Source organism: Gordonibacter faecis (genome assembly GCF_030077735.1).
GTDB lineage: Bacteria > Actinomycetota > Coriobacteriia > Coriobacteriales > Eggerthellaceae > Gordonibacter > Gordonibacter faecis.
This window is the reverse complement of the sequence record NZ_JASJEU010000019.1, coordinates 95,255-108,209: the sequence shown is the minus strand read 5'-3', so window position 1 is coordinate 108,209 and position 12,955 is coordinate 95,255. Positions and strand designations below refer to the sequence as shown.

Sequence of the window (12,955 nt, the reverse complement as noted above, 5' to 3'; positions counted from 1 at the left end):
TTATTATGCGCGTTTCACCAGGTAACAGTGGTGGATTTTGGGGTTACGTTCGAAGTCGTGGGGGATGGTTTGTGCGGTGATGTCCTCAAGGGACACGCCGTATTTCGCAAGCGCGTCGACGTCGGGCTTGAAGGTGCGCAGGTTGCAGGAGAACACGGCCTCGCCGCCCTCGGTGAGCAGGCGGGACACGCCTATCAGCAGCTCCACGTGGTCGCGCTGTACATCCCACGTGCGGCTGCCCATGGCTTTGGAGTTGGAGAACGTGGGCGGGTCGACAAAAATTAGGTCGAAGCGGCGCGGCGAGCGACGGCATTCGGTGATCCAGGAGAGCACGTCGGCGCGCTCAAACGCGTGCGCCGGGCCTTCGAAGCCGTTTGCGGCCATGTTGCGGCGCGCCCAGTCGAGGTAGGTCTGCGACAGGTCGACCGTACACGTTTCGAGCGCTCCCCCACCGGCGGCGTGCACCGTGGCTGCGCCGGTATAGGCAAACAGGTTGAGGAAGCGCTTGCCGGCCGCCTTCTGTCCTACGAGCGCGCGCGTGAGGCGATGGTCGAGGAAGAGCCCCGTGTCCAAGTACCCCGACAGATCCACCTCCAACAGGAAGCCGTCCTCCTGCACCTGTGTGACGTAGCTGCGCCGTCCGGCATCGCGGTACTGCGCGCCGCCCTTGTCACGCCGGCGCGTTTTGGCAAACACGTGGTCAGGGCGAACCCCCAGCGCAACGGGCGCGAGTGCCAGCACGTCATCGAAGCGGCGGCGCGCCTTCGCGGGGTCGACGGACGACGGCGGCGCATATTCGGCAATGTGCAGGTAGAGGTTGCCCTCAGCATCACCCGCACCGGTGTAGAGGTCGATGGCAACCGCGTATTCGGGCAGGTCGGCGTCGTACACGCGATAGCACCCCACCCCTTCGCGGCGTGCCCACTTGCGGTGCTCTTTGGCCACCTTGAACAGGCGCGCGGCGAATTGGTCTGAGCCCTGTTCGAGCACCTCCACGCGATGTTCCGCACCACCCGCTGGGTCAGGAACCACCACGACGGCCGCCTGAGCGGGCTGCTTGTCGAACACAAGCGCCTCAACGGCCACGCGATCACGGCCCAGTTCCGTGCGAAGAGCGGGCGCAATGCCAAAGCGATCTTCCACCGCCTGGCCACCCGCCACGGCAAACGCCGAACCAACCGGCGCCGCTTGAGCAGCGGCAACAAAGGCCGCAGCATGAGCTTGCGCGCTGGCTTCCGAAGCCTGTTCGCGCGCACCCAGCACGCTGGCTACCAGACAGAGCGCTGCGGTGTCGGTGCCCGTGACGTTGGCGGCATTGGCGGCGGCCACCGTGCGCTCAACGAGCGCAGAAGCCTCCTGCGCACCTCCGTGCTCGATGCTGACCACCTGACGCAAGCCCATGCGCTTGGCGCGCCCGCGCGCCCGCGCAATAGCTGGCGACGAGGTAGAAAGGCCCGCAATGCGCACGCGTGTAAGGTCGGGTGCCACCGACGAGCTGGCTGCAACCCCTTCGCCCAGCTGCGCCGCTAAACCGCGCTCGAAACGCTCGTCCGCCTCGTCGAGCACGTCCACCCACACGTCCTCATCAAATCCCGCCCAGCCGAAGAAACCCCACGCATCGCGCGCAAGGCCTGGTGCAAGGTCACATGCCACCGCCGCGGCTTCCACCACCACGGCACCGTCGCCGCATGCCGGGTCAACAAGCGCCGCATCGCCGCGCACCTCGCCGCGCCAGCCAGCCACCGCCAGCAGCCCTGCGGCCAGCGCACACTCAAGCGGCGCCTCAGCACCATCATCGGGGGTTAAATAGGTGCGCCGGTAGAGCGACGCACCCACCAAGTCGAGCGACACGGTGGCGCGCCCCTCGCGCACCCGCACATCCACGAGCGCATCCGGCGACGCCGCGTCCACGTCAGGCCGCTGCCCGCGCACCTCACACAGCCTATCGCACACCGCATCCTTCACCTTGAGCGCTGTGAAGCGTGTGTTGCGCAGTTCCGCGTTCATACCATGCGCCTGCACCGCCATACTCGCACCGGGCGCAATAACTTCTTCCCACGGCAGCGCCCGCACGCCGTCATACAGCGCATCGGCACTCGCCGCATCCACACGCCCCACCACCAGCGAAATGCGCGACGCCAACCGCGACCACAAACACGCCGCCAGCGCCCGCCGCGCGTCGCAGAAAAACGCCACGCCCCCGCCAAGCGGACGCACACGGCGCACGCCAAGCCGCTTGAGTTCCTCAGCCAACTCCCCCTCCAACCCCGCAAGGCAACTCGCAAACAATTCAAGGTTATAGGCATCCATGGCGCACATTTCCAATCATCAAGGGAAGTAAGTTTGATTCACTGAGCAAGGATAAAACAGGAGAAGGGTAAGAGGGCGCCAGGTTGGCACAACTCAGTAAAAATCACAGGTGGAATAGGCTACTGCCAATCAGCGGAGTGAGTTTGCCGCAGGTGGAACTTAGCGACGCGCGGGTTAGCATAGTAAGTATCGCTGGTTAAACCAAAGACACGCTGGTTGGCGCAAGTAAGTCAAACTCACAGGTAGAACAAGTTTCTCCCCGGTTGGCGCTAGTCAGTCAGCGAGAAACCCCCTCGTACCGATAATCGCCCCGTTTCGCGGCTGAGCGTACTGAGGTACGCGAAGGTAAGCGAAAAAGGGGCGAGGATCGGTGCGAGGGGGTTTCGCAGCGTCGAGAATTTTCGGCGGCTGGTAAGCCGCCGAAACCTGCTAGTCCTCCAAATAATCCTTCAACTTCGAAGAGCGCGAGGGGTGGCGCAGCTTCGCCAGCGTCTTGCTCTCAATCTGGCGAATGCGTTCACGCGTGACACCAAACTCGCGTCCCACTTCCTCAAGCGTGCGAGGATGCCCGTCTTCCAAACCGAAGCGCAGGCTAATTACCTTGCGCTCGCGCTCGGCAAGGCCATCGAGCACCTTCGACAGCTGCTCTTGCAGCATGCTGAAGCTGGCGGCATCGGGCGGCACCACGGCGGCGTCGTCCTCGATGAAGTCTCCCAGCTGGGAGTCTTCCTCTTCACCGATGGGCGTTTCCAAGCTCACCGGCTCCTGCGAGATCTTCTGAATCTCGCGCACGCGCTCGGCGGGCAGGCCCATCTCCTTGCCAATTTCCTCGGGCGTAGGTTCGCGGCCGAGTTCTTGCAGCAACTGGCGCTGAATGCGCACCAACTTGTTGATGGTTTCCACCATATGCACGGGAATACGGATGGTGCGAGCCTGGTCAGCGATGGCGCGCGTGATGGCCTGGCGAATCCACCAGGTAGCATACGTGGAGAATTTGAAGCCCTTCGTGTAGTCAAACTTCTCTACCGCACGGATGAGACCGAGGTTTCCCTCCTGGATGAGGTCCAAAAACAGCATGCCGCGGCCCACGTAGCGCTTGGCGATGGACACCACGAGACGCAGGTTCGCTTCAATGAGCTGCTGCTTGGCGTCGAGGCCCACCTGTTCAATGCGGCCGAGGCGGCGCTTCTCGCGGCGCTCAAGCTCAATGCCTTCGTCTTCGGCACGCTCAAGTTCCTCGGTGGCGGCGACACCGGCCTCAATTTTCATGGCCAGGTCAATTTCCTCAGCGGCGGTCAGCAGCGGAACCTTGCCGATCTCCTTCAAATACATACGCACCGGGTCGCCCGTGAGCATGGTCACGCCCGCATCGGCGCTGCGCTTGCGTGCAACGCGCGCCTTGCTCTTGCCAACGCGCGGCAGTTGCACCTCAACGGTTGCTTTCAGCTCCTCTTCAGGAATGCCTTCAAGCAGGTCCTCGTCTTCATCGAGGCTCGTTTCAAGCTTGTCTTCGTCGAGGGTATCGGCGGCACTCACGTCGGGTTCGACGTCGAGCGTTTCATCGTCGTCCAGTATCTCTTCGGTATCGATCGGGGCTTTCGCAACGTTCTTGGCGTCTTTTTCAGAGGCTTTGCTTTTAGAGGCTTGGGCCACGTGATCTTCCTTTCCAACAAGATGCGCTCGGACATGCTGCAGCACACGCACCGGGCGCAAAGATACAGCGGAGCAGTATATCACAAACTACCCTTTTTAGGAAAGGGGCGCGCGGAGAACATTACCGCATCAAACGAAGCCGTTCTTCCACCAAATCGATAAGTTCTTGCTGAGCGTGAACTCCCACCTTTTGGTAAATGTGGTACACGTGCGTCTTTACGGTGTGATAAGAAATACTGAGATCTTTGCCAATGCGCTCGGTGCTGTAACCGCGCACCAAGAGCGCCATAACCTCACACTCGCGGGGCGAGAGCCCATAGCGCAGCGCAATGGCATCGTAAACCTGCTCAACGGTTTCCTCTGATACCTGGGAAACTCCCGTCGGCGCATCGCTGAACTTCCATACATAACGTGTAAGCATGCCAACAATCGCCACCACCAGCGCAACGCACACAGCAGGCAGTACTCCTTTAAGCGCGTCGTCAGAAAGCAACATCGCATACCCGATGGTCCAGCCAATAACCAAGCCTGCAAGCTGCGGATAACGACCCGTTGCCCACGATTTTGCACGGGGCAGCCGATTTGCTGCAATAATGCTGCGCAAGCGCACAACATTAAGCACGTCATACGTAGTGAAACACATCACCAGCAAGCTGCAACACAACACGAGCCCGAAGGGATTGCTGAACGGCAAGAGCAGCAAAAAGAACGCTGCAATAGGAAACAAGAAGGTCAGCAGTACGCGCACCGACATACGATTCTTCAAAAACACGCTGTACAAAATGAGGAAGATGCCCGGAATACAAAGGGAGAGCCAAATGAACTCCAAACTTCCCGTCATCGTGCTGAGCGAAATACCCAAGCAGTAAGCCAAGCCAAAGACCACGCTTAACAAAAACAACTCTCCGCGAAAACTGAGAAGTGCACTCACGGCCGCTGCAGCGGGCGCTTGCGGTGACTTTACCCCACCAGCAGACACCTCTCGCTTACCACCTGTCCCGTTTCCAGCACTCACGCCATCATCATTGCCAGACGCCGCGCCAGATCCCGGTGTGCTGAGTGGCGCAAACGCAGTGCAGCACACGACAAAAATTGTGAGCACCAACCGTATACCATCTTGCAAGCCAAGCAACAGCAAATAGAAGAATCCTGAGAGCAGGAGCGCCAGCGAGTTAATCGCACAAAACCGGTCCTGGCCCGCCCCCTGCAAGCCGTCAAACAAACGAAGGAACGCCGCAGCGGTACCCGCTCCCATAAGCAGCCATACCAGGAGAATTACGGGCACCGCTACCACAATCCCCGCCCGCGCAAGCGCCGATACCACCACAATTGATGCAGCCGCACCAAGGGCAAAGAGCGGAAGAAAGGGGGTACGTTCGAAGAATGTCGCCGTGCGCAATCGCGCGACAACAATCATAAACAGGGCTGCCCCTAGAAAGCCAAATCCCTTTTGAAGGATATCGAAGCGCACGATATCTTCGAAAGGGACTACGAACACATCAAGCGAATAGGCTATGTAGAGCCAAATCCAATAACACGACACCGCAAGAACCGGCAACACAGAAAACTCGTGTACAAGTGAATCGGACGACACAGCTTGGCCGCCCGCCAACCGGTGCAGCAATCGAAGCATCCGCTCCTTTGCAGAAAGCTTCTCCACCTGCACCACCCCCTCTTCCGAGCTAGAATCCCCCCAAGCGGGCGCACCGCACAACAGGCGATGCGCCCGAAGAATATGATGTCTCAAATCATCATTTTGCCTGATCGCATGGATAGTTTATCATCTCTGCCGGAGTAATCCCGGGCGGTGGAACACACTCAATTCCTGCCCGCGCAAGCGCTTGGCGACCCGCAGCCTCAAGCTGTGCACAAACAGTCGCGCCCGACACCACATCCGCACTTTCCCCTTCCACGGATCCAGCGATCTCAGTAACGTCACTCGGAGCAGTGGGGGCGGCGGCATTCATTTCACTGCCGCCCTCCCACACTGCTTTATATCGATGTTCTTGCTCCATTAGGCGAGCGCAACCAGTGCCTGCTTGGACTTGCTGCCAATCTTGTGCGCCAAATCGGTGAGTTCACCGTACTCCAAGCATTTCGCCTGGCAATGGTGTACACAGGCCGGAAGCTTACCCACAGCCGTGCGAGCGGCACAAAGGTCGCACTGATCGCTAAACGCCGGCTGATACCCTACTTGCCAGCGGTCATTCGCTGGTCCGTAGCTCCACGGACCTATCTCACACACGACCACGCCGCACTGTCCCACAGGAAACGCATGCTCAACCGCGCATGCCATTTCACAGGAATGGCATCCCGTGCACCACTCGTAGTCGACGAGCAATCCATATTCCGCCATGCTACTCACCATCCTTCACCGGATAAACTTTGCACAGGTTTGTCTTATAGTTACCGCCAAAGCCGCTCTTGCCGTTGCCCCAAGGAATCAAGTTGTTAATGCAGAGTTCCTTGATATCGTAGAGATTCTCGGGGTCACCCTCAGGGTTCCACCAGCCATGGTCTGCCGCCACGATGCGGGGATCAAAGATGGGTGTCTTCTTCACGCGGCGCTTTGCGCGTCCCAGCATGTTTTCCACCCACACCCAGTCACCGTCAGACACACCGAGCTGGGCGCACGTGTCGGGATGAATTTCAATGAGCGGGTCGGGATACATGGCCAGAAGGCGTTCTGCCTGGCGGTGTTCCGAATGGAAGAACGGCCAGCGGCGCGCACCCGTGCAAAGCACGAGTGGGTACTCATCCAAAAGCTCCGGGGTTGCAATCGGGCCAGGTGATGGTTCGTCAAACACAGGCAGCGGATCGAGCCCGGCGTTGCTATAGTACGTCGACCACAGCTCAATACGACCCGTTGCCGTGTAGAAGCCAGGACTTCCGTCAGGACGCAGCAAGCCTTTCTCGTGTCGGCGGTACTCGAAGGGCAAGTACACCGGTGCCACTTCGCGCAACTCGGGGAACGTGATACCAGACGTCTTTATCATCTCGGTAAACATGTCCTGCACGTTATCCCACGGCCACGCCTCGGGTGCGAGCAGTTTACCCAACGCCAGGTTGATTTCCATATCGGACTTGCATTCACCGATCTGGCACACCTTATTGATGGCCTCAGCGCGCTGCGCGCCGTCACCCAGACGCACGCCATCGCGCTCAGGGAACATGGAAGCAGGCAGCACCACGTCATAGAACGCCATAATTGTCGGCGTCATGAACAGATCAGCACCCGCCACGAAGTCGAGGTTGCGGAAGCATTCAGCAACATCCGTGGAGTTCGCCGACATGCACGCGAGGAAGTTCGACGTTTGCACCCAAGCTGCCTTAATGGGATAGGGCTTGCCCGTCTTCATCGCCTCAATTGTGGTGTTGGGATGCGCCGCCTGGAAGCCCAGACGGAACAGAGAGTACTTATCCAGACCCAAGCGTTTCTCGTTCTGCTCATCGCCCAGAAGTTCAAAGCCCCAACCGCCGCCGTAGTTAAGAATCTCAGGCGGCACGATAATACCGCCAGGTATTTCCACGTTTCCGGTAACTTGGAAGAGCGCCATGATAGCCTGACCAGCCGGCAACGCCTCCTTCGTCATGTCAACCGCCACACCCCACTGGAGCGTGGCCGGCTTGCTTGCGGCAAGGATTCGCGCCGCAGTGCGAATACGATCGGCCGGTACCCACGTTGTGGTTTCAGCATATTCGGGCGTGAATGACTGCACATGTTCGCGCAATTCTTCGAATCCGTAGCACCAGCGATCAACAAAATCATGATCATACAGATCTTCGTTGATAATGACGTTCATCATTGAGAGCGCCAGGGCCGCATCAGTACCCGGCCTCACGGGCAGATGTACCTCAGCCTTAGCAGAGAGCCACGTAACCTTCGGGTCGATCATGACAATTTTCATGCCACGTCTCATAAGATCAACCACCCAGTGACCAAAGAAACCATCCGAGTTCGCAATGAGCGGATAATTTCCCCAGATAAACATGGTCTCGGGAAGCTGCCACTCAGGGTTGTCGTAGCGGTCAGGGAACTGCTGGGCGCAGTCGGCAACCCAGAACGCGCCAGTCGTGGCAATGCAGCCAGCCACACGCGGCAGATAGCACGCATTGCCCGAGAAGATGTTCACGAAGTTCGGACTTCCAAACGACCAGCACAAGCGCGTGATATACGGTGCGATATCACGCCCCGTGCCACACGAGAAAATAACCGACTCAGGACCATAGGTCTTCTTCACCTTGTTGAGTTCATCGGCAATAAGATGAAGTGCCTCATCCCAGCTGACGCGCTCCCACTTATCGTGACCGCGATCCTCCTTCGCACGCTTCATGGGATAGGTCAAACGCTTGGGGTTGTTTACCATTTCGGGCAGGTCAAGGCAACGTACGCACAAGCGCCCCTCATTGAACGGATTTTCCGGATCGCCTTCCACCTTAACCAGCTTACCGTCGTCATCGGTGTAGAGCAGCACGCCACAACCCAAGTGGCACCCCGGACCCGACCAAGCACTCCCCCGCGTCACCGTCAGATCACCCTCGCGATAGGTGTAGGGCTTTTCGTGCTTCACGAACTTATAGTCTCGCTCTTCCATTCCATCCTCCTCTCGTCGTGTTGCTTACTTATCGGACGCAGCTGCGCCAGCCTCTGTTTGTGGAGCATCAGTGGCGGCCTCAGCCGGGTCTTCTTTCATGAACTTGAACAGCGCCAGACACGCAACCACACCAATTACGCCGATGCCAACGAGCACCATGATGGCTGCACCCCATCCCGACGTCTCAATGAGCGTACCAATGGAAGCGTTACCAAAACCGCCGATAGAACGGCCGAGAGCGATTACGCCGAACGTGGTGCCAATGTACATGGGGGCCACAGCAGCTACCGGGCCGATAGGCCAGACCACAGCCGGCACAAGTTGGAGCACGATACCCGTAATCAGCATTACAGCCACCGTCATGCTTGGCGGAACGTTGAACGCCAGAATGGCAATGAGCGCCGTGAGAATCATCGAAACCACCAAAAGCCACAAGCGACTCTTCAGCTTGACAACTTTGTTGAGCACTGGACTCATGATGACTACACCCAAAATCATGCCAACAGTGATCAGGCTTGAGTAGAGGTTCGAGTCCTCAATACTGAAGCCGAGTTCTTGCATGCAATACGTCGGCGCAAACGTTGACACGGCATACATAATGAACGCGAACATGGCGAAAATCACAGCCAGCAACCACGTTGCGGGTGACTTCATGCCCTCAATGATTGAAACCTTCGGCGCATCTTCAGGCGCATAACCCTCGGGTGCTTTGACAAAGATGAAGAACAGCACGGCCGCAACCACGAGCAGCGCGGTCGAAAGCCACCACACATTCGTCCACGTACCCGGATCATCAGCGGCAATGAAGAAGTTTGCACCCGTGAAGATGGCAAGCATTCCGATGGGCACCCAACCTGACCAGATAGCCATGGGCATGCCGCTCTTCTCAGGCGAGAACCACATGGAGATAAGCGCCGGCACCGCCACACCAATAAGCGCGAAGCTTAACCCCTCAATGAAGCGGCTCACCAGCAGAAGCTCAATCGTCGGCATGAAGGCACCCATCAGGCTGCCCACAACAGCTGACACAATAGCGAACAAACCCACTTTTTTTGGACCGAACTTGTCGGTGAGGCTGCCTGATGGCAGCGCCAGGATAAGACCGGTAATGGTAGGTACCGTCATAAGCCAGCCACCGAGCGCGGGGCCAATACCCAAATCCTCCATGAGCAGGCCCATGGTGGGTGGCACCTTAAACATGTTGATGGCAATCATCACGGCAGCCAGTATGCCCACCAGCGTGACGACCCATCCGGTCGTTGACGATCTCTTCGCTCCCATAGATTTCCTCCTTGCTTCGATGCGTACTAAGCCGCGGCTGCAAGGAACTATAGGAACGCCACCCAACCCCGTCATCGGGGAAAAGCGCGTATTAGAACACTACGGTCATCGGAAAAAACGTAGTAGGAAGCTTTGACCTGGCTAAAGCCTAAACTACGAGCCTTCTTCGCACGAGCGCACTGTGAGCCATCCATCCACCTATTCAGGCTTCGGAGGTAAGAGTGACTGGAGGGTTTCGTAGAGTTGGCGGGCTTCGAAGGGTTTAGGGACGAAGCCGTTCATGCCGGCGGCTACGGCCTCGTCGCGATCCTCCTGGAACGTGTTAGCAGTCAGCGCCACAATGGGCACCTCGCGCGCATCCGGGCGGTTGAGTACGCGAATCTCGCGGGACGCGCCCAGCCCATCGAGTTCGGGCATCATCACGTCCATCAGTATAAGGTTGTAGTACCCGGGCTCCGAGGCAACGAACAAGTTAACCGCCTCGCGCCCGTCGCAGGCACGTTCCACCTCGACACCCTTCAAATCCAGAAGCGCGGTTGCTATTTCAGCGTTCAAATCGTTGTCCTCGGCCAACAGCACGCGTACGCCGGCGAGCGGCTGCGCTTCCGCCTCACCCGTTTCCACACCCGCACACTCCGCCAGGCAACTGCCCTGGTCTTCTGGCTCGTCGACCAAGGGAAGGTTCAAACGGAAGCTGAACTTCGAACCCTTGCCGAAGACGCTTTCCACCTCAAGCGTGCCACCCATGAGGCGCACAAGGTTGCTGCAAATAGCCAGACCAAGGCCCGTTCCTTGCGCGTTGCGATGGTTTTCAGCCGCCTGCTCAAACGACTTAAAGATGCGCTCCACGTCCTCCGGACGAATGCCGGTGCCATCATCTTCCACAACAAACCGCAAACAGACGGCGTCCTCGGTGCGCGACTCTTCCTCAATGAAAAGGCGCACGGAGCCGCCCGCTTCCGTGAACTTGAAGGCGTTCGACAGTAGGTTCGCCAGCACTTGCTGGAGGCGCACGTCGTCTACAACCACGGTATCGTCAACGGGGCACGACACCTCAAAGCGCAGGTGCTTCTCACTCGCGAGGAAGCTGAACATACTTTCAAGCTGGTCGGCAAGCGACGTGAGGCGCGTGGGAGTGGCGTTGATACTCATCTTTTCGTTTTCGATTTTCGCCATGTCGAGAATATCGTTGACCAACGACAACAGGTATTTCGCCGAGGCGTTGATCTTCTCGAGGTCTGCTTTGACAGACGGAGTCGCCTCTCCAGAGAGCGATGCCACGTTCGACAATCCTATGATGGCGTTCATGGGTGTGCGAATTTCGTGGGACATGCGCGAGAGGAAGTCCGATTTCGCGCGCGAGGTTTCTTCAGCTTTCGTCAATTTGAGTTCCATCATACGCGCGCGCATCTTAGAGGTGGCCACCACGACCGCAACCGCACCCGCCAACAGCGCGAACACCAAAAGCACCCCCACGCCAAAGAGCGGATTTTCGGCCACAAACGACTTGAGAGAGGTGGGGCGACTGACAAGGGGCACGGAGTTGCGCGACGCGAGCGCGGCGCGCTCCTCTTCGGTAAAGCTGTTCACAGCTTTGCTCAGCACCGAATAGAGTTGTGAATTCACCGGCTCGGGAAGGGCTGCCGAAAACGACGTCAGCTGGCGGTTCGCCGTTGCAGGGGCAACGTTTGGAAACGAGCGGTCGGCGAACAGGGCTTCAGCAAAGGCCGACGGCATGCACGTGAAGTCGACACTCCCCTCATTCACCGCTTCCAAACAGGCGACGAAGGTGGGATAGCGCTTGCTTTCAACTTCCTGAGTACCTTCGGTAGCCCCGGCAGGTTCAAGATTCTCGCGACCCGCAACCTGCGCAACCACCACATGACCATCGTCACTCGATGCTCTCTTGCTGCGAAAGACCACGTCATCAAAGGACGCATAGGCTGCCGTAAGCGCAAAGCCTTTCGTGGCAGCGGCGCGCTCATCCTCCATGAAGCTGCCCACAAGATCGGCTTCACCCCGTTTCACCAGTTCAAACGTATCTTCATAGGTGGCAGCATGCACGAAACGAAAGGTGAGCCCCGTCCGTTGAGAAACAAGGTCGAACACGTCCTTCGTCAGCCCACGATAGTCTCCCTCACGCTCGTAATACAGCGGATACTGCCCAACCACTACCGCTACGCGCACTTCGTCTACCTCATTCACGTACGCGCGGTCAGCATCGGAAAAGGCAATGGGACTATCGTATGCGTTGGGAAAATGACGCGCGTAGAGCCGCTCGGCAAAACTAGGGTCGGCCGCGTAAATCTGAGTCATGGCATCATCGAGTGGCGCCAGCAGACCGCTTTCCTTCGCCACACCAACGTAATGGGGCTCACCGGGAAACGAGGCAACCACCTTATACCCCTCAAGAACCTCCACATCGCTACCCAGCATAAGATCGACGGTGCCGTTTTTGAGACAGTCCTGGTAATCCTCTAGTTCCAGCTCAACTACGGTGCAGTCCAGCCCGTTAAAGTCCAAATAATTGTGCAGACGGCGAATTTTCTCGCGAGCGCTCTTGAACACGCCGATGGTTTTACCTTTGAGTGTGCTTACGTCGAAGTTCGCGATGGTTTTGTCATCTTCAGGGCAAATAAGCAGACAGAGATTTGAACCCGTGCTGTAGTGCGAGTAGTCAAAGGCGGTGCGATAACTTTCGCGGATAAACATACCACCCATCATATCCACTTCGCCTGTTGCAACCTGATCCACGAGGTCGTTTATGGAGCCGTCAACGAATTCATAAGTCCAGCCGGTATACTTGGCTATTTCCACAAGCCAGTCGTACAACACCCCTGATCGCTGCCCCGTCGCATCAACCATAGCAAAGCCCTCAGCCTGAGGAAACCCCACACGCACCACCCGCCGCTCCGCTGATGGGCTGCCTTGTTCCGATATATGCGCCTCCCCGGTGCTCTTTTCCGGTGCAGAAACTACCCCCTGAGATGCCGTTTCAGGAGATACCGACCCGTTACCTTCAGCCAACGCCGCGCACGGCATGGTAAGAGCCAGCGCGAAGGCCAGCACGACACCCCCAAGGCGCGCTGCCAACTTCTTCACGATTCTCCCCTTTC

General features: G+C 58.2%; 7 protein-coding genes. All 7 read right to left on the bottom strand.

Features of this window, described 5'->3' with window-relative positions; translation table 11 throughout:
- Window positions 1-3: 3 nt before the first annotated feature.
- The 7 genes from rlmKL to QNJ86_RS09785 all read right to left on the bottom strand — a co-directional run bounded on the left by rlmKL (window position 4) and on the right by QNJ86_RS09785 (window position 12,941).
- On the bottom strand, window positions 4-2,310 hold the full coding sequence (gene rlmKL, locus QNJ86_RS09815; RefSeq protein ID WP_283832440.1) for a bifunctional 23S rRNA (guanine(2069)-N(7))-methyltransferase RlmK/23S rRNA (guanine(2445)-N(2))-methyltransferase RlmL: 2,307 nt from the start codon (window positions 2,308-2,310) through the stop codon (window positions 4-6).
- Between the two features lie 429 nt (window positions 2,311-2,739).
- Window positions 2,740-3,963, bottom strand: coding sequence for an RNA polymerase sigma factor RpoD (gene rpoD / locus QNJ86_RS09810; protein WP_283832439.1), 1,224 nt, complete (start codon window positions 3,961-3,963; stop codon window positions 2,740-2,742).
- Window positions 3,964-4,084: 121 nt separating this feature from the next.
- Entirely contained in the window at window positions 4,085-5,623 is a 1,539-nt protein-coding gene (locus tag QNJ86_RS09805; protein WP_283832438.1) for a helix-turn-helix transcriptional regulator, read from the bottom strand.
- Between the two features lie 354 nt (window positions 5,624-5,977).
- Entirely contained in the window at window positions 5,978-6,319 is a 342-nt protein-coding gene (locus QNJ86_RS09800) for a 4Fe-4S dicluster domain-containing protein (protein ID WP_283832437.1), read from the bottom strand.
- Window position 6,320: 1 nt separating this feature from the next.
- Window positions 6,321-8,558: a molybdopterin-dependent oxidoreductase gene (locus tag QNJ86_RS09795; RefSeq protein WP_283832436.1), complete on the bottom strand. Its 2,238-nt coding sequence runs from the start codon at window positions 8,556-8,558 to the stop codon at window positions 6,321-6,323.
- A 24-nt stretch (window positions 8,559-8,582) separates the two neighbouring features.
- Complete coding sequence (locus QNJ86_RS09790) at window positions 8,583-9,839, bottom strand: MFS transporter (RefSeq protein WP_283832435.1); 1,257 nt, start codon at window positions 9,837-9,839, stop codon at window positions 8,583-8,585.
- Window positions 9,840-10,037: 198 nt separating this feature from the next.
- Window positions 10,038-12,941, bottom strand: a complete 2,904-nt coding sequence (locus tag QNJ86_RS09785; protein ID WP_283832434.1) for an ATP-binding protein — start codon at window positions 12,939-12,941, stop codon at window positions 10,038-10,040.
- Window positions 12,942-12,955: the final 14 nt, after the last annotated feature.

Excerpts from the sequence above, each read along its gene's own strand:
- rlmKL (WP_283832440.1), bottom strand. The coding sequence starts at position 2,310 with ATGGATGCCTATAACCTTGAATTGTTTGCGAGTTGCCTTGCGGGGTTG.
- QNJ86_RS09800 (WP_283832437.1), bottom strand. The coding sequence starts at position 6,319 with ATGGCGGAATATGGATTGCTCGTCGACTACGAGTGGTGCACGGGATGC.
- QNJ86_RS09795 (WP_283832436.1), bottom strand. The coding sequence starts at position 8,558 with ATGGAAGAGCGAGACTATAAGTTCGTGAAGCACGAAAAGCCCTACACC.
- QNJ86_RS09790 (WP_283832435.1), bottom strand. The coding sequence starts at position 9,839 with ATGGGAGCGAAGAGATCGTCAACGACCGGATGGGTCGTCACGCTGGTG.